The sequence below is a fragment of the Plantactinospora solaniradicis genome, assembly GCF_042658085.1.
Classification (GTDB): Bacteria; Actinomycetota; Actinomycetes; order Mycobacteriales; family Micromonosporaceae; genus Plantactinospora; species Plantactinospora solaniradicis.
On the sequence record NZ_JBHSPR010000007.1, the window covers coordinates 573,852 to 597,195 of the forward strand.

Sequence of the window (23,344 nt, forward strand, 5' to 3'; positions counted from 1 at the left end):
GGCTCGGCGCCGGCAACTCGAACAGCCAGCCGGCCCGCAGGGCCAGTAGCCCTCGGTGCAGCGCCAGGGTCAGGCCCAGCAGGGCTGCGGTGAGCAGGACCGGATAGCCCAGCGCCAGTGGAAGTTGGCCGGCCCGGCCCAGACGGGAGAGCGGGCCGAGCAGCACCCGGTCGGCCAGTGCCAGTAGCGGTAGGTGGAGGACGTAGACCGGTAGGGTCCGCCGGCCGAGGGCGGCCAGCGCATCGCCGGCCCGCCGCCACCGCGCCACCCGCGCGGCGGCGGTCAGGCCGAAGGCCACCGCCGCGACCGACACCAGTAACCACACCCCCGGCCAGCCCTGCGCGTCGGCCCCGGCCATGCCGACCAGCGCCGCCGCGTACCCCAGGGCGGTCAGCAGCAGGCGGCGCCGGGTCGCGGTCTCCACCCACCGCAGCAGGTACGGCCGCAGGTACAGGCCGCCGAGGAAGAACACCAGGTTCTGGTAGACGCCGCCACGGTTGCCCGGGGTGGCGAGCAGACCGACTGCGGCGGCGGAGAGGACCGCCGCGGCCGCGAGCAGCACCGGCGGGGGGATTCGGCTGGCCGCCTTGGCGATCGCGAAGTAGAGCGCGAGGGCGTAGAGGTACCAGAGGTTGGACGGGGTGACGGTCAGCTCGGCCAGCAGGCCGGGCGCCGAGGTGGCCCGGTCGGTCGGGAAGCCGGGTGCGGCGGCCAGCAGCACGGTATGGATCAGCAGCCAGCCGGCGTACAGGTAGAGGAACCGGGCGATCCGGGGCCGGGCCACCGACCGCCACGGCCGGGCCACGGCGTTCGCCGCGAAGAGCCCGGAGATGGCGAAGAACAGCGGCATACGCAGCGGCAGCAACTGTTCACCCAGGGTCCCCCACACTCCGGGCAGCGGCACGCCGAGGTGCCACTCGATCCGCAGGTAGTGCTTGACGATGACGTGCCAGAGCACCACGAGGACGATGCAGGCGCCCTTGGCGACGTCGGCCCACCGCGCCCGGGGCGACGGTGCCGGGCGGACGGTGTCCGGCGGGGCGGACAGGATCGGCGGGGCGGACAGGATCGGCGGGGAACTCACCCGAGCGAAGGTGCCACCGCCATGTCCGGAGGCCGTCCGCAGACTGTCACGACCAGGTAATAGCGATGCCCGGACGTGTCCCGACGGATACGACATCGACCGGCTCGGCCCGTCCCGCCCCACCGCGCCCGACTCCTCCGGGCAGATTCGGTCAGCTGCCCCACAGTCCACTACGGACGGGGCATCGCGCTCCGTAGCGTCGCGGACGCCCGGTGTGATCCTGATCGTCGCCGAGGGAGTCGTCCATGCGCGCGTCCCCGTTCCGTCGCCTCCGCCCGCTGCTGGCCGTGCTGCTCGGTGTGCCGCTGTCCCTGGTGCCCGGCGCCGGGTCGGCGGCCGGAGCACCGGTCCACGAACTGGCGGTCAGCGCGGCCCCGAACCGGTCCGCGGCGGTACCGCTGCCGGAGGCGACCCTCGGCGAGACCGGGTACATCTTCGTCCGGCCGGCGACGGAGATCGTCCGAGTCCGGTTCTTCCTGGACGACCCGACGATGGCGGGACCGCCCCGGCAGACCGAGGGCGCGGCGCCGTACGACTTCGCCGGTACCGCCGCCGACGGCACGGCGCAACCGTGGTCGACGGCCGGGCTGACCGAGGGGGCGCACGCCGTCACCGCCGCCCTCGACCTGGCCGGTGGCGGGACCGAACTCCTCGAAGCCCGGTTCTCCGTCGCACGGGCGGTCCGGGTCAACTTCCAGAGCGAGACCGCGCCGATCCCCGCCGGCTACCTGCGGGACTTCGGCCAGGCGTACGGGGCCCGGACGGGCACCGGTCAGGGCAGTGGCCTGACGTACGGGTGGGTCGCCCCGGGCACCGCGACCCCGCGCGACCTGGTCGGCAACGGCCGGGACCGGAACCGGAGCGGGATCGACCAGCGGCTGGACACGATCCTGCACATGCAGGGCGGCGACGTGCCGAACTTCGGTGGTGTCCGGCTGCCCGGCGCCTGGGAACTGGCCCGGCCCAACGGCACGTACGCGGTGACGGTCGGCGCCGGTGACGGCCCGTCCGTGGACAGCCTCCACCAGCTCAATGTGGAGGGTTCGGCGGTGGTCGGCCCGTACAACCCGACACCGCGCGCGGAGTACCGGCAGGCGACGACGTTGACCCGGGTGCTGGACGGACGGTTGACCGTCGACGCGGCCGGCGGGCGGAACACCAAGATCACCCATGTCGAGGTGGTGCCGGCGCCGGAGGCGGCCATCCGGCCGGCGTTCACCGGGGTGACCCCGGCGACCGGCTCGACCGGGGTGCTCCGGGACACCGCCCTGGCCGCCACCGTCAACCTGCCGACCGTCGGCGCCGGAGTGGACGCCGGCACCCTCACCCCGGAGACGGTCCGGCTGATCCGGATCGCCGACGGGGTCGCGGTGCCGGCCAACCGCAACACCAGCGGTGGCGGGGACATCGTCGTGCTCCAGCCGACCGGGCTGCTCGCCGCCGACACCGCCTACCGCTTCGAGATCACTTCCGGGGTACGGGACACCTCCGGTGCGGCCTTCCTCCCGTACGCGGCCACCTTCACCACCGGGGCGCTGCCGACCGGGGGCGGGGGCGGGCCGGTCGCCTTCGACAAGGTCGCCCTGCCGGGCACCGCCGGACGGGTCTTCACCAGCGTGACGTTCGGCCCGGACGGCCGGCTCTACGCCGGGGTGGCCACCGGGCAGGTCCTCCGCTATCCGGTGAACGCCGACGGCACGCTCGGTGCCGGTGAGGTGATCGAGTCGCTGCGTACCGCGAACGGCGGTGACCGGATGCTGATGGGGATGGCCTTCGATCCGGCGGCCACCGCCGGCAACCTGGTGCTCTGGGTGACCCACACCGCGTACGGCTACGGCGGCATGCCGGACTGGACGGGCCGGATCAGCCGGCTCAGCGGGTCCGCGCTCGGCACCGTCGCCGACCGGGTGGTCGGGCTGCCCCGCAGCACCCGTGACCACCTGACGAACGGGCTCGCCTTCGGCCCCGACGGCGCCCTCTACGTCAACCAGGGCTCCAACACCGCGATGGGCGCCCCGGACAACGCCTGGGGACAGCGTCCCGAGCGGGCACTGGGTGCCGCGGTGCTCCGGGTCGACGTGGCGGCGGTCGGTGCGACCACGTTGAACGTGCAGACCGCCGAGGGCGGCGGTTACGACCCGTTCGCCGCCGGGGCGCCGGTCACGGTGTACGGCAGTGGGGTGCGCAACGCCTGGGACCTGGTCTGGCACAGCAACGGCCGGCTGTACGTACCGACGAACGGCTCGGCGGCCGGCGGCGGCACCCCGGCGACGCCGAACCCGCTGCCCGGCCAGTGCGTCCGGCGGCTGGATGCCGGTGGCAACGGCCCGTACACCGGTCCGGCGGTGCCGGGCCTGGCAAACGTCCCCACCACCCAGCACGACTACCTGTTCCGGGTCGAACGCGGCGGTTACTACGGCCATCCCAATCCGGCCCGGTGCGAGTGGGTGTTGAACGGCGGCAACCCGACGGCCGGGGCCGACCCGGCCGAGGTGGGCCAGTATCCGGTGGGCACCCTTCCGGACCGCAACTGGCGCGGCGCGGCGTACGACTTCGGGCTGAACCGATCCCCCAACGGCGTCATCGAATACCGGAGCGGCGCGTTCGGCGGCGTCCTGCGGGGCCGGCTCCTGGTGGTCCGCTACAGCGGCGGCGACGACATCGTCGTACTCGAACCCGGCGGCGCCCAGCAGGACATCGTCGGCGCGCAGACCGGGCTGACCGGGCTGACCGGTTTCGCCGACCCGCTCGACCTCACCGAGCAGCCCGGCACCGGCAACCTCTACGTCTCCGAGTACGGCGGCCAGCGGCTCACCCTGCTCCGGCCTCGGGCCTGAGATCCGGCGGCCGGGATCGAGTCGCCGCGGCGGCGCGGCGCCGCGCCGCGCCGTGCGACAGACTCCCGGACGTGGTGCCCGGCTTCTAGGCTCGTCCCATGGAGCCGGACCAATCCCCCACCGTGCCCGCCGCGCCGCAGGCCGGTCCCGTACCGCCGCCTTCCGGGCCACCGCCCGCACCTGCGCCCGACCCGGTCCGTGGGGTGCGCCGACCGGTCGTGCTGGCCGCCGTCGCGGGCGGCCTGACGCTGCTCCTGCTCTGCTGTGCCGGGACTGGGGTGGTGGCCTTCGTCGGCCGCGACCGGATCTTCGGCGACCCACGGGGCAGCACCACGATCACTGTGGAGGCGGTCGGGCGGGACGGTAGGGTGCCCGATGCGGAAACGCTCGAACGCACCAGGCGGATGCTCGCCGACCGGGCCGAAGCCGCCGACCTCGACGATGCGTCGGTGACCCGTTCGGGTGACCGAGGGATCGTCGTACGCGTCTCCGGGACCGACCAGGCCGAGCCGCTGCGCGCACTGGTGGCCGTCGGCGAGCTGAGATTTCGTCAGGTGATCGCCACCGCCGCCGCACCGCCCGACACCGGGCCGACCGGCACACAATCGTCTCCGCCTCCGGAAACGGGGCCGCCGCCCACCCTCGAGCAGGTGATCGCCAAGCTCGGCCCGGCGTACGAGGTCGCCCAGTCGTTCGCCCGGAGCCTGTCGCCGCCCGAGCAGGCCGGCGCCCTGACGAGGCAGGTGCTCGCACCGTTCGCGGCCCTGTCCCCCGCCGAGGTCGCGGTGTTGCCGGCCGAGGTGCGGTACGCGGTGCCGATGGTGACGTGTACGCAGTTGCTGGCCCGTCCGGCCGAACCGGCCGATGCCGCCGACCAGCCGTCGACCACCTGCGACCGGTCCAGCCCCGCGAACAAGTACCTGCTCGCCGCCGCCGGGCTCTCCGGGGAGGACGTCAAGGAGGCGACGGCGAGCGTGGAAACCCAGGGGGAATGGGTGGTCACGATCCGTTTCACCCCGGCGGGGCAGCAACGGTGGACCGAGTTGAGCCGGACGGTGTCGACCGGCACGGGCGGGACCAACCGGCTGGCCATGGTCGTGGACGACGTGGTGCTCTCGGCTCCGACCGTGCAGGACGTGATGACCGGCGACGCCCAGATCACCGGGGGCTTCACCCGGGCCGAGGCGACGGGAATGGCGAGCCAGCTCCGTTCCGGCGCGCTGCCCGTCGTACTCCGGATCGTCGAACTGACCAGCGATCCGGGCTGACCCGGCCCATCGGGCAATCGCCGGCAACCGACCAGGCACGTCGACTCCAGTCTCCGAGCCTCGCCGCCGGTCGCCGCGCACGGTCCGCGACCGGCGGTGGCGGACACCGATGCTTCCGCCCGTCCGGCGTGGGCCGGTGCTGGGCGCACCTCCCCGCGTTATCTCCTACCGACCGGCAACCTCCGGGCGCCCCGCGGAGTAGATGGGGTGTCGAAGAGAGGGGGGCCAAGGTGGCCCGAACCGATTGGGAACAACAGTTCGTCGAGTACTTCACCGTACGGGCCGAGCCGCTGCGGCGACTCGCCTACTCGCTGTCCGGCGACTGGCACACCGCCGAGGATCTGGTCCAGGTCACGTTCGTCCGGCTGTACCGGAACTGGCCCCGGGTCCGCGCCGAATCGGTCGATGCCTACTCCCGGCGGGTCCTGGTCAACGCGTTCCTGTCGGACCGGCGCAACCGCCGACGGGAGGCGGTCACACCGGACCCACCCGACCTGCCGGCAGCCGGGGTGGACGTCGCCGTACGGCTGGCCGTCCGCCACGCTCTCGCCCAACTCTCTCCTCGGCAACGGGCCGCCGTGGTGCTCCGGTATCTGGAGGACCTGCCGGTCGCGGAGGTGGCCACCCTCCTCGGGATAACCGAAGGCACGGTGAAGAGCCAGACGGCCCGGGGAATCCAATCCATGCGCGGAGCGCTCGGCGATCCCGTGCTGACCAAGGAGTAGCAGATGCAGGAGACCGAGGTACGAGAGCTGCTTCAGGCGTACACCACCGACGCGGAACCACCGATGAGTCTGACCTCCGACGCGGTGCTCGCGGCGGGACGGCGCTCGCGGCGGATCCGGCGGTTGGCCGGGGTGACCGGGGCCGGCCTGGCCGTGGTGCTGGTCGGTGCGGGCGTCATGGTCGCGCCACGGATGATCGGCCCGTCCACCACGACGGTCGCCGCCGCCCCCCAGTGTCCATCGCCGCCCGGCCCCCGTCCACCGGGCGTCATCGCAGCGGACCAGCCGCTGTCGGACGAGTTGGCGGACTGGGCCGCCGCGAGTCTGACCTGCTATCTCTCCTACGCGATGCCCCGGATGCTGCCTGACGCGGAGTATCTCGCGGCGCCGGGGGCGCTGGCCGGCCCCCTGGTCGGTTTCAGCCTGCCGGATCGGGCGCCGATCCGCCCGCCAGGAGGTGATCAGCCTTGGGGCGGCGACCGGGTGGACGCGCGGGCTGTGATCCAGGATCCCGAGGGCACCAGCGACTTCTATCTCACGGTCGGGGTGGCCAGCCCGGCGGCGGGCGCCGTGGCCGCCGCCCGGTGCGAGACCACCACCCATTCCGCCTGCACCGTTCGTCCGGGACCGGAGGGGACGACCGTAATAACGGGCACCGAACTGGAGCCCCTGCCGGCGGAGCATCCACGGACCTTCACCGCGCTGGTCTACCGGGGACAGACGATCGTCAACGTCCTGATCTCGAACAATGATCGGCAAGGTCCTGAGCCTGTGGCAACACGCCCAGTTCCGGCTCTCACCACCGAACAGATCGTCGAGCTTGCGCTCGCCTCGGAGCTCTACCTGTTCCCATGAGGTTTCCTATCGCCCACTGCGGCTCCCCGGTGCGGAGGCTTGTCGCCTCCGCACCGGGGCCCAGACCCGCCGCGTGGAAAGAACTACCTGGCAGCGCAGGTGGGGGACAGTCCGGTGCCGGTACCGGTGCCCTGGAAGCCGAACTCGGTCGACTGACCAGCAGCGATGGAGCCGTTGTAGGCGACGTTGGTGAACTGGACCGCGCCGGTGGTCCCGCTGCGGTTGACGTTCCAGGAGTTGGTCACGCCGGTGCCCGACGGCAGGGTCATGGAAACCGTCCAGCCGCTGACCGGCGAGGAGCCGGCGGTGACCCGTACCGTGGCGACGAACCCACCGGTCCACTGGTTGAGCGACACCGATGCCGAGCAGGCGCCACTGGTCGGCGGGGTGGTCGGTCCGGTGGTGGGCGGCGTGGTGGGCGTGGTGGTCGGTGGAGTCGTCGGAGTTGTGGTGGGCGGGGTGGTGGGTGGGTTGGTCGGGCCGTCGGAGAGGGTCGGGGTCTGCCAGTTCCGCCACTGCGACAGGTTGCCGGCGGCCCTGCTGGAGATCCTGATCGCACCGGCGGCGTTGCCCGTCTTCAACAGGAACTTCTGGATGTTCTGCTGCAACGGGGTCCGCCACTCGGCCCGGTTCGCACAGTGGGTACCGTCCTGGACATCGGACCAGTAGGTGATGTTCTCACCCGCACCGAGCGCCTTGTAGACCTCCGCGCCACCCAACGCGGCCACACTCGCCGACCTCGGACCCAGATTCGCGATGTGCGGGTTGTCCATGATGAACAACCCCCGCGGCGCCACCATCGCGACCATCTGATGCGTGTCCACCGGCAGGTTGTTCGGGCTACCCGTGAACGAACCGAACGCGTCACCCAACCACGGCTGCTCCCCGTACGCACTACTCAGACTCTGCGCACCCTCACCCGGAATACCACGGAAGATCGGCACACCGGCACTACCGGACTCGATCGGCATCGTCAACGCGATCCGCTGATCGAACACACCGACCACGAACGCACCCTTACCGAACCGCGAACACCCCGTCACACCCGTCGCGTCCGCCCGCAGGATGTTGCCACCGGACTGCTCGATCACGTCGATGATCCGACTGACCCCCCACGCCCAGGCCATCAACAACCCGGTACTACTCGTCGCACCGTAGATGCTGTAGAACGCACCCTGCTTGTTGTTCCGGGGCGTACCCTCCCGACCCACCGCGTACGGATCGTAGTTGATCACAGCGGCACCGGCCGACCTGATCGCCGCCGTGTCCGCACCGAACCCACCCAGCACCACCACCGCCGGGAACGGCCCCGAACCACTCGGCAACTGCACACTCGCCGAGAAACTCGAACTCCGACCGTTCTGCGACACGTTCACCGTGATACTCGAACTCGACACCGTACCCGTCACACTCGTCGGCTTCGCCGGTTTGTCACCGTAGACGTACCGCTCCGCCAACTCCCGGGTCTCCGCCCGCCGACACCGCCAGTCAGCCTTACTCGTGATCCGCGAACCACTCAACCTCAGGAACGGATCAGGAAGCATCGAGTTCGCCGTCGTCGACCCCGGCAACGACACCGCGCAGTCCGCACCCTCGTCCTCGACCGACGCCGCCGCCACCACACCGCCAACCGGCGCGGCCCCGGCGACCGCCGTTCTCGCCACTACCGTCACCGCACCAGCGACCGCGAGCGCCGCCACCGCCAACACGGCGACCGTCGAACTGATCCTAGAGCGGCCCGAGCTGCTGATCACTGGGGCTCTCCTTCCGGGTAGGTGATGGACGCGTCGACATAGATCGAAGATCACGGATGTAGACGTGGTTAAGTTTTCAGCAAGATACTGAAACATGTCAATACCGCCGTGACACTCTCCACCCTCCTCGCCGATCGTCGCCTGATCACCGATCGTCACGGCGCTGACCACGGCAAACCGGTGGATGTCCGACGCGCGGCCGACCTGTTCGACCCATCGCCGCCGGGCGCGGACCGCATCGGCATCACCCGACGCGGCTGAGTACGCCGTCCCGGCCGACGCCAGATCTCCGAAACTTTCGACAGCCCGTCCCGGGCAGAGCCGGGTACGCGCTTGCCGTAAACCGATCATCATTGACTAAACTGGAACCCATGCTGTCTGGCGTACGCCCGCTGGCGGCGGGCACGGTCCTGTTGATCGCAGTGCTCGCCGGCTGCGACGACAGCCCCGCTCCATCGGGTGCGGGCTCGCCGGCTCCCGCTTCCACCACGACCGGTCCCGCGATCGACGCGACCTCGACGGCGCCGGCACGACAGCCGCACATCCTGGTGCTGACGGCGACCGGTGACGCGCGAATCGACTCGTTCACCTACGTCCTCGACGGCAAGGCCACCGATGGACGGTCGGCGCGCCTGCCGTGGCGTCAGTCGGTGGACGTGCCGGCCGACGGCAGGCGTCACGAGTGGAGCCTGACCGTGAAGTTCCGCCAGGGCGACGTGAGCCTGGTCGGGATGTTCAACGGTCGGGTTCAGACCACCAGTCAGGGCAGCAGTTCGGGAACCGGCACCGCCAACATCGGCGGCTCCGTTCTGGGTTGATCCCGGGTGCGCGCTGCCGGTCAGCTGGGCCCGGCGTCGTGTCGCCACCAGTCGATCATCGCGGCGGGGTCGCCGCCCTGGAACGCGAACGCCTGGACGGCCAGTTGGTCCGTGGTCCACTCCAGCCAGCGGTTGCCCGACTCGTCGCTGCCGCACTGTAGTCGGCCCGTGACGCGCCCCCGCTGGTAGGAGGACTCCCCCTCGAACCGCCGTGGTTGCCTCGTGCAGTCGGCGCCGCCGGTGCGGCCGCTGCCGTAGCTTCGCCGCATGGCCCGCACGTCCGGGAAGCGGTAGTAGAAGACGATCCGGGCACCGCTGGTGGGCCCGCACACGACGGCGACGACCGGCTCCGAGCCGACGTTCTTGCGGACCTGCTCGCCCGATGGCCGCAGACAGTCTTTTCTGGACCGTTGCGGGATGTGCGAGAGGAGGTCGCTCTCCCCGGCGGTCGGAAACGGCGGCGCGGACTGGCGGTTGACCGCCTCGACGATCCTGGCCACCGGTGGGCCCGAGTAGGCCCGCCACCAGCCTGCCAGGTCTGCGGAGTCGGCGCCGACGGCCCGACCGGCCACGAGCAGGGACTCGACGCTCCACTGCATCACCAGGCTGCTCTGCGGTCCGGGCTGACACAGCAGCGTGCCAAGTTCGACGCTGCGCAGGTCGTAGCGACGGGCGCCGAGGAATCCGGGCGCGGCGCCGTCGGCGCAGTCGACACCGGTGGGCGCCCCGGCCGCCGCGGCCTGGCCGTCCATCGCGGACCGCAGGTCGGCCACGGTGCCGAACCGGAGGTACGACGCGGTACGGGCGCCGACCCCCTGTGGATTGCACTCCACTCCGGCGAGCGCACCGGGAAAGTCGTCCAGAAGGCCGATCGGCGCTCGCCGGCAGTCGGCGGCGGCGAGCAGGTCGATCAGGTCACGCTCCTCACGGGTGGGGAAGGCCGGTGCACCGGTCCACGCCAGCCACGCCTCGCGCAGCACCGGCGCGGCGTCCCGGCTCGGCGCCTCGGCCCGGGTGATCGTGTGGCCCCGGTCGTCGGTCCACACGATGCTGGTGCGTCCGGACTCACCGGTGTAGCAGAGGACGCGTCCGGTCGCCGTACCCGCGGCCGGATACCTGTGTTCCCCCGTCGTGGCCGTGGCGCAGTCGCCCTCGCCGGGGGTGACTCCGGCCTCGCGTACCGCCTGCTGGTACGCACTCTCGACGGCCTCCCGATCGTCGAACAGCCCGACCGTCGCCTGCTGTCCCTGCGGGTCGCGGCACAGCAGCGTCCTGGCCGCGCCCGGCATCGTGGCGCCGTCACCGTCCCGGCAGTCTCCGCGCAGTGGTTCGGGAACGGCGGTCAGACCGCTCGACGCGGAGCCCGAGAGTTGCTCGGCGACGACGGCAGCAGCGGCGCCGACCACCACGGTGGCGGCCAACGCGACGGCGGTCAGCCTGCGCCGCAGCCGCAGCCGCAGCCCGGCACGGGGGCGGGTGGGCGGGCCCGCCCTGTCCTGCGGACCGTCCGCCGGGCCGGGCGGGGTCCGCGCCGACGCGAGCAGCAGCGGCGACGGGGCGTCGGTCCCTTCCGGCCCGGCCGCTGGCGCCGCCGATCCCCGGATGTGCAGGCCGCCCTCGGCGACGACCAGTTCAGGCTGCTCGACCACGGTTGGCGCGACCCGGAACTGCTTGTGCAGCAGGGCCGCGGCAAGCGGCATCCGGCTCGCCCCGCCCACCAGGAACAGCCCGGCCAGGTCCTCCGGCGCCACCCCCGCGGCGTCCAGCACCGCACGGCTCGCCGCGACCGTTCGCTCGAGGATCGGTCCGGCCAGCCGGTCGAGCTGCTCCCGGCCCACCGGAGCCTCGTCGTCGAACAGCGGTATGTGCACGCTGGTGTGAGCCGCCCGCGACAGTAGTTCCTTGCCCGCGCGTACGTCCTCCCACAGCGTTCGGGACGCGCGTCGGTCGGCCGGATCCTGCGGCTCGACGAGACGCCGCCACGTGGCCTCGTCCCGCGTCCGGTAGGTGTGTCCGAGCGCGGCGACGATCTCCGCGTCGATGTCCAGCCCTCCGACGTCACTCAGACCATGGATGGCGAGGACCTCGAACCCCTCCGTGGTACGGCGCACCACGGAGGCGTCGAACGTCCCGGCTCCGAGGTCGTACACCATCAGGCAGGAACCGGTCGGCACCCGGCGGCCGGCGACCGCGACGAAGTAGGTCGCGGCCGCGACCGGTTCGGGCACCAGGACCACGTCGGAGAAGACGCCCCGGGCGGCGGTCCTCAGTACCTCCTGCCGCCGTGGTCCCCAGCCCGCCGGGCAGGTCAGCACCGCCCGGGGCACCGCGCCGCCGGACACCCGCGACGCCTCCGCCGCGACCCGCCGCAGTACCCCCGCGACCAGGTCCGTGACGGGCACCCGCGCCTCACCCAGCAACACCGCGCCGTCGTCGACGCAGCGCTTCGGATGCGGTTCGAAACGGTCTGGACGGGCCCGCGCCGCGTGGGTCGCGTCCCGGCCGACCAGCAACCCGACCAGCGGGTCGGCGTGCACCGCCGACGGCAGCAGCGGAGACCCGTCGAACAGCAACGGCCGGATCCGCCCGTCCGGGAAGGCGAGCACTGCGGCGGTGTTGGAGGTGCCGAAGTCGATCCCGATCCGGAACCCCTCGTCCCCCACGAAGGCCACCCTACGCCAGCCCCTCCCGGTGCCCGGTGGCGGCGCCGGCCCGGTACGCAGCGAGGTCAGCGGATGCCGCGGGTCTCCTCCGGACCCGATTTCCCGATGAGATCATTGTCGGTATGCCGCTCGGGCCGAGAACGCCCAGTGATCTGGACGCGCCCACGACGAGAGCCGCGGACCTCGTCTGGTACGCGGCGTACGGCTCGAACATGCACGCCGGCCGGCTGCGGTACTACCTGGCCGGGGGACAGCCGGAGGGGGGACGACGCCGCTACCCGGGTTGCCGCGACGGCCGACCGCCTCGGCGCACCATTCCCGTCATGCTGCCCGGCGGGATCTACTTCGCCCTGGAATCGATGGCCTGGACGGGAGGGATGGCCTTCTACGATCCCGAACTCCCCGGCCGGGCGGCAGCTCGCGCGTACCTGATCACCGCAGCACAGTTCGCCGATATCGCCACCCAGGAGATGTACCGGCCACCCGGCGGGGACCTGGACCTGATCGAGGCGGCCGTGGCACAGGGGCGCGCGCGCCTCGGGCCGGGCCGGTACGAGACGCTCGTCTGCGCCGGAACCCGGGAAGGCCATCCGCTGCTGACCTTCACCGCGCCCTGGCGGGCGGGGGAGGTCGAAGTGGCGTCACCGGCGCCGAGATACCTCGGACTGATCGCGAGCGGCATCCACGAGGCCCACGGCTGGACCGCTGGGGAGATCTCCGCCTATCTGGCTGGTCGGCCCGGCATCGCGGGCCGGTGGCACTCGGCGGACGTCGACGAGGTGGTGCTCCGGGCGGTCCGTGACGGCCCGCCCGACCCTGCCCTGTACCGGGCAGGATGAGCGGGCCGGACCCGGCTCAGGCGAAGTCGAACACGAGCGGGAAGGCGAGGACGACTATCCAGGCCCAGGCGGCATACACGATCATGTAACGGGTCTGCCAGTGCTCCAGCCGGGCGAACGGCATGCGGCCACGCACGAAGCCGAGGAACAGCCATGCCGACCACGCCAGGTTGGTGAGCAGGATGACGTTCTCGCCCAGTGCCGCGCTCTTGTTGGGGCTGAAGCCCCACTCGGTGATCCGGCCGGTGATCGCCAGCAGCACCATGACGTCGATGATCAGGGCAATGACGACGAGCGCGAGCTGTAGGCGGTCGAAGAGGCCGGGCCGGGCCGTGAGGTCACGGGCGGAGATGGCGTACAACAGCAGGCCGAGCACGACGACGAGCAGCAGGTTGAACAGGATCAACGCGTCGCGCTCGACGTTGATGCCGTTGGTGGTCCAGATCATCGCGACCAGGAAGGCCAGCAGGGTGGCCACGAACAGCGGCGTGAAGACGCGGGTCAGCACCGGCGCCATGTTCTCGATGACGCTCTGCTTGGCCTCCACCAACCAGGCCGCCACGACGATCCCGGCCATGGCGCCGCACGGCAGCAACCACGATTCGATGAATCCCTCGACGTCCAGGCCGATGGCATTGAAGGTGCCGACCGTGAAGGCGGTGAGTACGCCACCGCCCAGTCCGATGAGGACGAAGTAGATCAGCCACTCCCCGGTGAACCGGATGAAGTCCATCCGTCGCCGGTCCGAACGCCAGTCACCGCCCACGTAGGCGACGCCGACGACCAGCCACAGCGCGAGTGGCAGGTGGATCGCCGTGAGCACGGTCGTCTGCGAGTCATCGGCCAGCGGATACGCGTTCGCGGCGACCGCGCCGAGAACGAACAGCGCCGCGAGCACTCCGATGACCCGAGGACCGACCCGGCGTTGCCAGGCGAAGTAGCCGGCCAGCGCCGGCAGCGCGAAGAGGCTGAAGTTTCGCGCGTAGAAGCCGGCATCGTCGTCCAGGTCGAGCCCGAACCAGCTCGGCACCTTGATCGCGAGGGCGGCGAGGGCCGCGCAGAGCACCATGACAGGCAACTCGCGACGGGAACGGGCGGCGGCGGGCGCGTCCGGCTCCCCTGGCAGCACGATCTGCTTCCACAGCCGCTCGGAATGCTCGCGGGCGAACTCCCGCGACAGCTCGTCGAGGCTGCCCATCCGCTTGACGGCGATGAGGAACCCCTCGTCGGCGCGCAGGCCCACCTCGGTCAGCTCGGTGATCCGGCTACGAAGGTGGTCCTCCAGCTCCTCGGCATCGGTGTGGTTCAGTTCCCGACGGCGGTGCATGTAGGCCCGCCACTCGGCGATCTGGCCCTCCAGCTCGTTGTCGTTGGCGGCGTTCGTCATCCCGCCTCCCAGGCCGGTGCCGTGATCGACGTGATGGACTGGGACGCGTTCCAGACGCCCCGCAGGGTGTCGACGACCGCGGCCCACTGGCGGCGCTGCTCGGCGAGTTCGGCCCGCCCCTGGTCGGTGATCCGGTAGTACTTGCGGCGGCGTCCCCCGGGCGGGGTCTGCCAGTCCGACTCGACGTGGCCGAGCCGCTCCAGGCGGTGCAGCAGTGGGTAGAGCAGACCGTCGGTCCACTCCAACTGCCCGCCCGACAGCTCGTTGACCTGCTTGAGGATCGCGTAGCCGTAGCTCTCGCCGTCGGCCAGGATCCCCAGCACCAGCGGAGTCGCCGAGGCCGCGACGAGGTCTTTCGTGATGTGCATGCAACCCCCTAACCCTAGAACCTCAATGCATAGTAGTTCTAGGTATAGCGAGCACGCAATCCGGCCCAGTGCGCTGCCCCGCGCCGACGACCGGGGGTGCTTGTCGGAGTTCGGCTTCCGTCCCGCCCACGCTCCGATGGCGCCGGTACCCGATCGGCCGTGAACTGATACCACCGCGCGTACCACTGGGCGTACCATCGGCGGTATGGCAGACAAGGTCACGCTGAGCATGAACCCGGACACGCTCGCCCGGGCCCGCCAGGCGGCGAAGCACGACGGCCTGTCCCTGTCCGCCTGGATCGACCGCGCCGCCCGACGGGAAGCCATCCGGGCGGCGGCCCGCCGGCACGAGGAGTGGCTGGCCGCGAACCCGGACGTCCGCGACGAACTCGACAGCTTTGACCGGTACGCGGACAACGTCGACGCCGGCTGGGTGGACATGGCGGGCGCGGCGTGAACCGGGGCGAGATCTGGACCATCGGCGACCCCGCACAGCAGGCCAAGTATCGGGTCATCGTCCTGTCCGGCGACGCGCACAACGACCGACCGTCGGCGGCCCCGTACTGCGCCCCGATCGTCCGCCAGGCGGACCACACCCACCTGCCGCCGTTCGTGATCCCCTTGGCCGAACCCGATCCCATGGCCGGGGTTGTGGTGGTGAACCGGGTGCGGCGCATCCCGACCGCCGTCGCGGTGGAGCGGGTGGGGATGGTGACCGGAGCGAGCATGTCGCGTCTCGGCGCCGCCCTGACCGACCTGTTCGAACTCTGACCGATCGCGGCCGCCGACTGTCCGATCGGATCCGATCCCCGGCCCGCGACCGGTCAGCGCCTCGGACGGAGGGCGTCGACGCGGGCGACCGACTGGTCTATCCGCGCCTCGGTCAGGCGTCCCTTCCGGACCAGGTTGACGACGTTGTCGAGCGTCTCGTCGACGATCTTCGGGTCGTACACCTGCTGGTTCGCGAACACGAGCACGTCGACGCCGGCCTCGAGCGCCATCGCGACCGCCTCGTCGCGGCCGTACTTGCTCGATATCGCGGCCGCCTGCATGTCGTCGCTCACGACGGCGCCCTTCCAGCCGAGCCTGCCACGGAGCAGATCCGTCACCACCGCTGGCGACAGCGATGCCGGTCGGCTCGGATCGAGCTGCTTGTTGAGCAGGTGGGCGACCAGGATGGAGTCGGCGTTGCCACTGCGGATCAGGCTTTGGAACGGTTCGAGTTCGCTGGAATGCCAGGTCTTGCTGACGTCGACGACGGCGAAGTCCGTGTTGCCGGTCGCGGTGCCGAGGCCGGGAAAGTGCTTGAGGGCGGTCTTGACGCCGGCGGCGCGGTGGACCTGAACCTCCTCGGTCGCGTTCCTGATCACGACGCTCGGGTTGGCGGAGAAGCTACGTCCGAGCTTGCCGACCGCGGGGTTGCTGGGATTCAGGTTCAGGTCGACGACCGGGGCGTAGTTGAGATTGACGCCGATCGAGGTGAGGCTGTGGACGATCCCCTGGGCCCAGGCCCGGGTGGTGGACGTGGAGTTCGCGGCGCCGATGTCGGCCTGGGACCTTGTGGCCGGAAAGCCGTTGCTGGGGTTGAGGCGTGTGACCTGGCCGCCCTCCTGGTCGATCGACACGAGAAGTCGACCCGGTGAGGCTTGTCGCAGGCTCTTCACGAGTGCGGTGACCTGGCCCGGCGAACTGATGTTGCGTGGGGCGTTCGTCTTCAGGTCCCGGTCGAAGAGAATGACGCCGCCGAGACCGTCCCTGACCGCTTTCATGATCCAGTCGTTCTCGGCAAGCTTCTCGCCTCGAAAACCGACCACGAGCAGGCTGGCGATCTTGCGTCGTAGCGACGCTTCCCCGCCCGGCCGGGGTGGGCCCGCGGGCCGGGTCGTCGAGGACTGCGGCGAGCCTGCCGTCTGTGGTGCGGGCGTCTTCGAGGTGCCGGCCCCGCAGCCGGGCAGAGCCGCCACCGCCGCCGCGCCGATGCCCGTCAGCAACAGCCGCCGGGGCAGGTGGGCGTCGTTCACCCGATCCACGCTACGGCCGGGTGGCTGGGCCGGGGAGCAAATCGCGGCCCTTCGAAGTACCCGACGCCAAGGCACTCCGGACGGCACGACAAGATCAGGAAGTCGAGGAGGCAAATGTACGGCCGGCTTTACCGAATCGCGAAATGAACGTTTATCGGCACTGGTACGGTCGTTGCATGCTCTCTCGGGCCCGGGGCATTATTCGGTCCCTCCTCATCTACCACTGCCAACCGAACATGCATCGACGGGCCCGGCGACTTTACAGCCAATTCCTCGGGCCGGGAGACCTTGGATTCGATGTCGGCGCGCACGTAGGAAGTCGGATACGCACCTGGCGACGACTCGGCGCGCGCGTGGTCGCCGTCGAACCACAGCCCGACTGTCTACGGATCCTGCGCTGGGCCTTTCGCCAGGACCGGAACGTCACCGTCGTTCCCGTCGCTCTCGGGGCGCGGGCCGGACGGGCAAGAATGGCGTTGTCCACCGCAACTCCGACGGTCTCGACGATGTCACCGGAATGGATCGGCTCCGTCACGACGGATCGTAGTTTCGCCAGGGTGAGGTGGGACCGCGCCGTGGACGTGAACGTCACGACCCTCGACAGCCTCATCGCGATCCACGGCGTGCCGTCCTTCTGCAAGATTGACGTCGAGGGTTTCGAGGTAAACGTGCTGGAGGGGCTTAGCCAGCCCTTGCACGCATTGTCCTTCGAGTACATTCCCTCGGCGCATGAGAAAACCCTCGCCGCTCTCGCCATTGTGGACGGGCTCGGTACGGCGGCAGGCGGATACCGCTACAACTACTCACCGGTCGAAAGCATGCGATTCGCCAGCGACCGTTGGCTGGACGCCACCGAACTCGTGCGGCTCCTCGAATTCTTCCGCCCCTTCGGTCGCTCCGGCGACGTCTACGCCCGACTGAGCAGGCGCCCCGGCGGTTACCGCCGTCGGAGCGGCGGCGTGAACTGATCCTCTACCGGCACTTCCAGGATGGCGGCGCGCACGCCGTCGCCGTCGACGACCTGCTCCTCGACGGTGGGGCCGGCGATGACCAGGTGGTGGCGGTGCAGCCAGTCGAAGAGGTCCTGCCCGGCCTGCACGATCCCGTTCGCCGACGGGACCACCGCGCGTACCACGGTGCGGGCCGGGAGGGTGAGCCGCTCGCCGGTGCGGCCGGTCCCCAGTGCCGCGGTGAAGCCACCGTCGGGGTGCCCACGAAGCCAGGTCAGCAGGGTTGTCGGCCGAGCGGCGCAGGCCACCGCGATCTCGCGCGGGTGACCGACGGTCAGGTAGCGCACGTGCAGGTGGCGCGCGCCGACGGTGGTTTGCCGGGGCAGGATCGACATCGGCCGGGCGAGGTGGTCCTCGGCGCGGTCGGCGACCTCGGCCAGGGCTGCGATCTCGCGGTGGATGGCCGCCACCGTCTCACGTAGGGCCTGCCGGACCTGCGTGTCGGGCGCGTCGATCACGTCGGCGATCTGGCGCAGCGGCAGACCGAGGCGCCGTAGTCCACGAATACGTTCCAGTCGGGACAGTTCGGCGACGCCGTACCAACGGTAGCCGGTTGCGCGGTCGACGGCCGCCGGCACGAGCAGTCCGATCTTGTCGTAGTGACGCAAGGTACGTTCGGTGACGCCGGCCATGCGGGCGAGTTCCCCGATCCGCCACATCTTGACTTTCTCCCTGCGGCAAAGTTCTACCGTCGCCCACCATGACACCGCTTGACGGGAATCCCGGCGCCCGACTCACCGGCGCACTGCTGCTGACCTCGATGGTCGCCATACTGGCCGGAGTGGCGATCGTGGTGCCATCGGGACTTACCCTGAATCCGGCCGACCCGGCCGCCGCGCTGACCGCCGTGCGCGACAACGTCGGGTTGCACCTGACCGAGTTGGCGTTCGACGTTCTCGGCTGGCTGGCACTGACCGCGGCCGGGCTGACACTGGCCGGCTCGAACTCGGTGGTCCGACCCCACCTGGCCGTGCTGGCAGGTGGGTTGTTGGCCGCCGCGGGGCTGGCCGGTCTGCTCCACGACGCCGGTAACCTCGCACTGACCCAACTGGCTGGCGAGCCCCTGGGCCCGACCAACCACGTGGCCCGGGGGACGCTGCTGACCGCGAAGTGGGCCGTGAACCTGGCCGGGCTGCTCTGGGTCGCCGCCACAGCGGTCACCGCAGTGGGACTCACCACGTCGCGCTGGCTTCGCCGTGCCGGAGCCTTCGCCGCCGCGTCTGGACTCGCGGCCGTCACCGTGCCGTGGACCACCGGGACCGACTCCCTGTCGTCGGCGCCGGAGCAACTCGGCTACGGACTCCATCTGCCGGTCATGCTGTGGTACGCCCTGCTGGCCTGGCAGTGCCTGCGCCGGACCGCTCCCGCCACATCCTGAAGCCCGGTCACACCGGGACGTGCCGAGTCCGGCGCGTCGCCTGTTGCGTCGGGCGGGTACGTCGACTAGGTTGCCAGGCACGCCGTCGAGCTGGGAGGAGGTCAGAACCATGTCCGATGTTCTGCGCCCCCTCCGCGCACCGGCGTCCGCGCGGATCTGACCCGGGGCGCTTGCCTTCCGGAGGATCACCCTATGACTGGTCTGGTCATCCGTCCGCTCGTCGCGGGCGAGGAAAGTCTGTTCGAGTCCATGCCCGATCCGCTGCCCCAACTGCGCAAGGTCGGCTACGCCGACGGGATCGCCGGCGGCGGCTACCGGCGCGAGAATACCTGGGTCGCCCTCCAGGCTGGCCGGGTGGTCGGCCGGGCGGCCTGGGTCCTCCCGCCGGGTTCCGTGGGTGTGCCGTGGCTGGAGAGGTTCGACCTGGACGCCGAGCCGGAGGTGGGTGCCGCGCTGCTGCGCGCCGCCCACGAGGCCCTTGGCGGTCCCCGACCGTACTACGCCTCGATGCCGGCGCACTGGCGGCGCCGGCCGGAGGTGCTGGCCGTGGTCGAGGCACCGATGGCGGCGGCCCGGCTCGCCGGGCTGGTCGAGCGGGGAGAACGGGTCCGCTGCTCCTGGACGGGCACGCCACTGCCGGCGTCCTCCGGGCGGTACACCTTCCGCCCGGCCGCCGATCCGCTGGAGATCAACGCCCTGGTTGCCCGGATCGCGGAGCCGGACGTGCTGACCGGGGTGGAGGTGGCGCGAGCGGTCGCCGGGGTTGACCTGGCAACCGACCCGTTGGCCTGGCTGAAAGGCCCGGCCGGGAACTGGCGCATCGCGCTGCACGCCGGGGAGCCGGTCGGCCTGGCCGGAACGGCAGGGGATGCCTGCTATCCGCTCCTCGCCTACCTGGGCCTGCTCGACGAATCCGTTCGGGGTGAGCTGCTGGCCGAGGCGGTCCGGGTGCTGGCCGACGGCGGCGCCCGGGAGGTCATCGCCGACGTGGACGCCCACCGGGTGATGGTGGTGGCGGAACTGGAACGGACCGGGTTCCGGCAGTTGCGGTGCCGAGTCGCCTTCGAACCCGCCGAGGATCCAGGATCCGGCCCGGCCGCGGGGCTTGGCTTCGCAGTCGCCGCCGGCCAGCAGGACTAGATCGTCCCGGTGCGCCCTGGTCCTGCCAGGGCGCACCGTTCTCCACCGACTCGTTCCTGGTCAGGGTGGCTCTGTCCGCCGGGACATGGGTGGTCAGGCGGCTCTGTCTCCGCTGGGGCACGGTGTGGTCGACCGGTCCGCACGCCGACCGGCTGTGGCGCCGACCTACGAGCCGTACCGTCCGGCCGCGTCGATGAGCGCGGTGGCGACCGCCGCGGCGGCGTCGGGGCGGCCGTGCTGCCACGCCGCGTCCGCCAACTGCTGGCGTCGGTCCGGGTGCTGGAGCAGCGTCACGATCTCCTCACGCAGCCGCTCGGGGGTGGCGTCGGCGCCGGCGACCATCCGGGCCGCGCCCGCCTCGGCGAGGTGCCGCGCGGTCTGCCGCTGCTCGTCGCCGCCGGTGGGAATCAGCGGGATGAAGATGCACGCCTTACCGAGCGCGGTGAGTTCCGCGACGGTACCGGCGCCACTGCGCGCCACCACGATGTCGGCGGCGGCGAGCACGTCCGGCATGTCGCCGTGGACGTAGTCGACCACCCGGTACCGCTCCCGCAGGTGCCCGGGTAGGCCGTCGGCGACCTGCCGCATCCGGTCGAAGGAGTACTCGCCGCACTGGTGCAGCACCTGACAACCGGGCAGCAGGTCGGGCAGGATCTCGGCGATCAGGTTGTTGACCTGGACGGCACCCTGGGCGCCGCCGGTGACGTACACCAGCGGCAGGTGTGGATCGAAACGGTAGGCGGCCAGTGCCCGGTCACGGTCGCCGGCCAGGATCTCGGGCCGGATCGGGTTGCCGGTGACCACCGCCCGACCCTTCGCCCGCTCGGGCAGGTGGTCGACGGAGGATTCGTGACTCAGCAGGACCCGGGTCGCGATCCGGGCGAGGATCCGGTTCGCCAGCCCGACGGTGAGAGTCTGCTCGTGCATGACCAGAGGCCGGCGGGTCGCCCAGGCCGCGATCCCGATCGGAACGGAGACGTACCCGCCGGTGGAGAGCACCACGGCGGGCCGGGTACGCAGAACGATCATGACCGCCTGGAGGATGCCGAGCGGGATGCGGAAGGCGTCGGCGATGTTACGGCCCAACTCGCGCAGATTCGGCGAACGGCGCAGTTTGCCGGTGACGATCGCCTTGAAGGGAATGCCCTCCTGCTTGGCTACCTTGGCCTCGAGTCCCTGGGCGACGCCCACCCAGAGCAGTTCCGGTTCGGTGCCGGCCACGGCGAGCCGGGCCCGCAGCGTACGGATCGTGGTCAGCGCCGGATAGGTGTGTCCACCCGTACCGCCGCCGGTGACGACTACGCGGATCTTGCGGAGACGCTCCGCGCTGTAGATAACCATGCCCTCTTACCAGTTGTCGTCCGGATTGGCGATGATACTCAGCGACTGTGAGGATCCCGTCAAGAATTGATCATCCTCCTGTTCGAAACGTCACCGCCGATCGGCCCGGCCCGGCGGGGCTCCCCCGGCCGGCGTCCGACCGTCCCACCCCCGCCGGGCAACGAACCCGGCAGCACGGCGTGCCCCCGCGTGGCCGTAAACGCGGTGTTCACGCGCCGATCACCAGCCGGCCATCCGGAAGACTCGTGCTCGTCCGGCAGGGTGGAGAACGGGCGGCCATGGAAGCTCCCGTAATGGTCTTCGCGCCGGCTCCGGTGCTGACGGTGACGATCGAGCAGCAGGCAGATGTCCTCGAGTTGCACCTGCACCCGGGCGGCCAGGGCGTCTGGCAGGCCCGCATGCTCGTGTCGCTCGGCGTCGACGTGACCATGTGCGCCACCGTCGGTGGTGAGGTGGGCGGGCTGTTGACGAAGCTTCTCGCCGAGGAGAACGTGACGTTGCGGACCGTTGCCCGCGATCGAGGCAGCGGCTGGTACGTGCACGATCGTCGGGACGGGCAGCGGGAACAGATCGCCGACGATCCGGGGGCACCGTTGGTTCGCCACGACCTCGACGAGTTGTACAACGTGACGCTGGCCGAAGGGCTTCGTGCCTCGGTCTGTCTGCTCAGCGGCCCGGCTCATCCGTCGGTCGCCGATCCCGAGGTGTATCGGCGGCTGGCAGCGGATCTGCGCGCGGGCGGTGGCCGGGTGGTGGCCGACCTGTCCGGTGATCACCTGACTGCGGTGCTCGCCGGTGGAGTCGATTTCGTGAAGGTCAGCCACGAGGAACTGCTCGCCGATGGCCGGGCTGCGGACGACAGCCGCGCTCAATTGGTCGCTGCGGCGGATCAGTTGCGCGCGGAGGGTGCCACGTCGGTGTTGATCAGCCGAGCCGACCAGCCGGCGCTGGCGCTGTTCGAGGATCGGTTGGTGGAGTTGCACATGCCGCCGCTACAGGTGGTCGACCACCGAGGTGCGGGCGATTCCATGACAGCCGGGGTCGCGGCGGCCCTGGCGCGAGGCGGCAACCTGACCGAGGCGATCCGTACCGGCGTGGCGGCCGGTGCACTCAACGTGACCCGGCACGGGCTTGGCACCGGCAGGGCGGACGCGATCAAGGCCCTCATCGATCAAGTGCGGCTGCAGCCGATCAATTGAGGTCGACGCCGGCCCGGAAGGCGCAGGTGAGCAAATGCTGGTTCTCGTCACGGTGTCGATGGCGCTGTTCGGCTACACGACCTGGTCGGTCCTCACTACGACGGTGCTGGACCGCCGCCATGATGTCCTGGTCAACGCGGCGCTTCTCGGCGCCAGCGGCCTCACCGTACTGGGGTGGTTCGGCTACGCCGTGACGATATCGATTTGAGGTGCAATTCTTCCGTCGTTCTCGACACAGGTTTCTCACCTTCCATAGGGTGGCCCCTCAAATAGTCTGCGGTGACGAAGGGCGGTCCAGTGCCCAACACCCTGGTAGAGGTGTCGACGGTCGTGGACGGCACTCTCGTCGTGCAGCCGCACGGGCCGGTCGGGATCGACTGCGCCGCCGAACTGCGACACATCCTTGTGCGTGCGGTCCGCAAGGTCCGCCCCTGGCAGGTGATGGTGGATCTGTCTGACGTGTCCGTCTTGGACCCGATCGGTGTCGGCACGCTCGCGGCCGCCTGCCATGTCGGTGACGACGACAACGTCATCGTTTCCTTCTTCACCCGTTCCGTGACGATAGCCAGCCGGCTCACCGCCGCCGGCGTCCCTCCGCAACGGCTCCGACATACCCGCTGATCAGGGTCAGCGGGGCCGCTACGTCCACGTTGGCAC

The 23,344-nt window shown here is 70.8% G+C and carries 23 protein-coding genes; 15 read left to right on the top strand and 8 right to left on the bottom strand.

What is annotated here, in order from left to right:
• A partial coding sequence (locus tag ACFP2T_RS08550; RefSeq protein WP_377419443.1) for an acyltransferase family protein occupies positions 1 to 1,084 on the bottom strand: 1,084 nt, incomplete at its 3' end.
• Between the two features lie 245 nt (positions 1,085 to 1,329).
• Between ACFP2T_RS08550 and ACFP2T_RS08555 the strand changes: the two genes are divergently transcribed.
• The 4 genes from ACFP2T_RS08555 (at position 1,330) to ACFP2T_RS08570 (ending at position 6,769) form a co-directional block, all read left to right on the top strand.
• Positions 1,330 to 3,921: a PQQ-dependent sugar dehydrogenase gene (locus tag ACFP2T_RS08555; protein ID WP_377419444.1), complete on the top strand. Its 2,592-nt coding sequence runs from the start codon at positions 1,330 to 1,332 to the stop codon at positions 3,919 to 3,921.
• 98 nt (positions 3,922 to 4,019) lie between these two features.
• Complete coding sequence (locus tag ACFP2T_RS08560) at positions 4,020 to 5,189, top strand: SecDF P1 head subdomain-containing protein (RefSeq protein ID WP_377419446.1); 1,170 nt, start codon at positions 4,020 to 4,022, stop codon at positions 5,187 to 5,189.
• Between the two features lie 230 nt (positions 5,190 to 5,419).
• Positions 5,420 to 5,914 carry a SigE family RNA polymerase sigma factor gene (locus ACFP2T_RS08565; RefSeq protein ID WP_377419448.1) on the top strand — a complete coding sequence of 165 codons (495 nt, stop codon included), beginning with the start codon at positions 5,420 to 5,422 and terminating at the stop codon, positions 5,912 to 5,914.
• A gap of 3 nt (positions 5,915 to 5,917) precedes the next feature.
• Positions 5,918 to 6,769 carry a hypothetical protein gene (locus ACFP2T_RS08570; protein WP_377419450.1) on the top strand — a complete coding sequence of 284 codons (852 nt, stop codon included), beginning with the start codon at positions 5,918 to 5,920 and terminating at the stop codon, positions 6,767 to 6,769.
• An 83-nt stretch (positions 6,770 to 6,852) separates the two neighbouring features.
• Here the strand turns inward: ACFP2T_RS08570 and ACFP2T_RS08575 are convergent, their stop codons facing one another.
• Positions 6,853 to 8,523, bottom strand: coding sequence for a glucuronyl esterase domain-containing protein (locus tag ACFP2T_RS08575; protein WP_377419452.1), 1,671 nt, complete (start codon positions 8,521 to 8,523; stop codon positions 6,853 to 6,855).
• Between the two features lie 108 nt (positions 8,524 to 8,631).
• On the opposite strand from ACFP2T_RS08575, the gene ACFP2T_RS08580 reads away from it, so the two are divergent.
• On the top strand, positions 8,632 to 8,784 hold the full coding sequence (locus ACFP2T_RS08580; RefSeq protein ID WP_377419454.1) for a hypothetical protein: 153 nt from the start codon (positions 8,632 to 8,634) through the stop codon (positions 8,782 to 8,784).
• A gap of 110 nt (positions 8,785 to 8,894) precedes the next feature.
• Entirely contained in the window at positions 8,895 to 9,341 is a 447-nt protein-coding gene (locus tag ACFP2T_RS08585) for a hypothetical protein (RefSeq protein ID WP_377419455.1), read from the top strand.
• Positions 9,342 to 9,361: 20 nt separating this feature from the next.
• Here ACFP2T_RS08585 and ACFP2T_RS08590 read toward each other — a convergent pair whose 3' ends face one another.
• Positions 9,362 to 12,004, bottom strand: a complete 2,643-nt coding sequence (locus ACFP2T_RS08590) for an Hsp70 family protein (RefSeq protein WP_377419457.1) — start codon at positions 12,002 to 12,004, stop codon at positions 9,362 to 9,364.
• A 122-nt stretch (positions 12,005 to 12,126) separates the two neighbouring features.
• On the opposite strand from ACFP2T_RS08590, the gene ACFP2T_RS08595 reads away from it, so the two are divergent.
• Positions 12,127 to 12,843, top strand: a complete 717-nt coding sequence (locus ACFP2T_RS08595; RefSeq protein ID WP_377419459.1) for a histone deacetylase — start codon at positions 12,127 to 12,129, stop codon at positions 12,841 to 12,843.
• A 16-nt stretch (positions 12,844 to 12,859) separates the two neighbouring features.
• Here the strand turns inward: ACFP2T_RS08595 and ACFP2T_RS08600 are convergent, their stop codons facing one another.
• Together ACFP2T_RS08600 and ACFP2T_RS08605 are read right to left on the bottom strand one after the other, a co-directional pair.
• A complete protein-coding gene (locus ACFP2T_RS08600; RefSeq protein ID WP_377419460.1) occupies positions 12,860 to 14,230 on the bottom strand; it encodes a permease prefix domain 1-containing protein in 1,371 nt (456 codons plus the stop codon).
• Positions 14,227 to 14,598 (bottom strand): PadR family transcriptional regulator, encoded by a 372-nt coding sequence (locus ACFP2T_RS08605; protein ID WP_377419462.1) that lies wholly within the window; start codon positions 14,596 to 14,598, stop codon positions 14,227 to 14,229. Before ACFP2T_RS08605 ends, ACFP2T_RS08600 begins: the two co-directional genes overlap by 4 nt.
• Positions 14,599 to 14,803: 205 nt before the next feature.
• Here ACFP2T_RS08605 and ACFP2T_RS08610 point away from each other — a divergent pair, with 205 nt between their 5' ends.
• The gene (locus ACFP2T_RS08610) at positions 14,804 to 15,055 is read left to right on the top strand and encodes a hypothetical protein (RefSeq protein ID WP_377419463.1); all 252 of its coding nucleotides are present in this window, start codon (positions 14,804 to 14,806) and stop codon (positions 15,053 to 15,055) included.
• Positions 15,052 to 15,369, top strand: a complete 318-nt coding sequence (locus ACFP2T_RS08615) for a type II toxin-antitoxin system PemK/MazF family toxin (protein WP_377419464.1) — start codon at positions 15,052 to 15,054, stop codon at positions 15,367 to 15,369. Before ACFP2T_RS08610 ends, ACFP2T_RS08615 begins: the two co-directional genes overlap by 4 nt.
• 53 nt (positions 15,370 to 15,422) lie before the next feature.
• Here the strand turns inward: ACFP2T_RS08615 and ACFP2T_RS08620 are convergent, their stop codons facing one another.
• Entirely contained in the window at positions 15,423 to 16,619 is a 1,197-nt protein-coding gene (locus ACFP2T_RS08620) for a glycoside hydrolase family 3 N-terminal domain-containing protein (RefSeq protein ID WP_377419466.1), read from the bottom strand.
• A 236-nt stretch (positions 16,620 to 16,855) separates the two neighbouring features.
• Between ACFP2T_RS08620 and ACFP2T_RS08625 the strand changes: the two genes are divergently transcribed.
• Complete coding sequence (locus tag ACFP2T_RS08625) at positions 16,856 to 17,587, top strand: FkbM family methyltransferase (RefSeq protein WP_377419949.1); 732 nt, start codon at positions 16,856 to 16,858, stop codon at positions 17,585 to 17,587.
• On the opposite strand, the gene ACFP2T_RS08630 is transcribed toward ACFP2T_RS08625, so the two are convergent.
• Entirely contained in the window at positions 17,557 to 18,288 is a 732-nt protein-coding gene (locus tag ACFP2T_RS08630) for a MerR family transcriptional regulator (RefSeq protein ID WP_377419468.1), read from the bottom strand. The genes ACFP2T_RS08625 and ACFP2T_RS08630 overlap by 31 nt on opposite strands.
• A 41-nt stretch (positions 18,289 to 18,329) precedes the next feature.
• Here ACFP2T_RS08630 and ACFP2T_RS08635 point away from each other — a divergent pair, with 41 nt between their 5' ends.
• Both ACFP2T_RS08635 and ACFP2T_RS08640 read left to right on the top strand, forming a co-directional pair.
• On the top strand, positions 18,330 to 19,007 hold the full coding sequence (locus tag ACFP2T_RS08635; protein WP_377419470.1) for a hypothetical protein: 678 nt from the start codon (positions 18,330 to 18,332) through the stop codon (positions 19,005 to 19,007).
• Positions 19,008 to 19,199: 192 nt separating this feature from the next.
• Entirely contained in the window at positions 19,200 to 20,147 is a 948-nt protein-coding gene (locus tag ACFP2T_RS08640; protein WP_377419472.1) for an acetyltransferase, read from the top strand.
• Between the two features lie 165 nt (positions 20,148 to 20,312).
• Here the strand turns inward: ACFP2T_RS08640 and ACFP2T_RS08645 are convergent, their stop codons facing one another.
• On the bottom strand, positions 20,313 to 21,488 hold the full coding sequence (locus ACFP2T_RS08645; protein WP_377419474.1) for a UDP-N-acetylglucosamine--N-acetylmuramyl-(pentapeptide) pyrophosphoryl-undecaprenol N-acetylglucosamine transferase: 1,176 nt from the start codon (positions 21,486 to 21,488) through the stop codon (positions 20,313 to 20,315).
• Between the two features lie 278 nt (positions 21,489 to 21,766).
• Between ACFP2T_RS08645 and ACFP2T_RS08650 the strand changes: the two genes are divergently transcribed.
• The 3 genes from ACFP2T_RS08650 (at position 21,767) to ACFP2T_RS08660 (ending at position 23,308) form a co-directional block, all read left to right on the top strand.
• A complete protein-coding gene (locus tag ACFP2T_RS08650; RefSeq protein ID WP_377419476.1) occupies positions 21,767 to 22,687 on the top strand; it encodes a 1-phosphofructokinase family hexose kinase in 921 nt (306 codons plus the stop codon).
• 34 nt (positions 22,688 to 22,721) lie between these two features.
• Positions 22,722 to 22,895 (top strand): hypothetical protein, encoded by a 174-nt coding sequence (locus ACFP2T_RS08655; RefSeq protein WP_377419478.1) that lies wholly within the window; start codon positions 22,722 to 22,724, stop codon positions 22,893 to 22,895.
• A 122-nt stretch (positions 22,896 to 23,017) separates the two neighbouring features.
• A complete protein-coding gene (locus ACFP2T_RS08660) occupies positions 23,018 to 23,308 on the top strand; it encodes an STAS domain-containing protein (RefSeq protein WP_377419480.1) in 291 nt (96 codons plus the stop codon).
• The last annotated feature ends 36 nt before the right edge of the window (positions 23,309 to 23,344 follow it).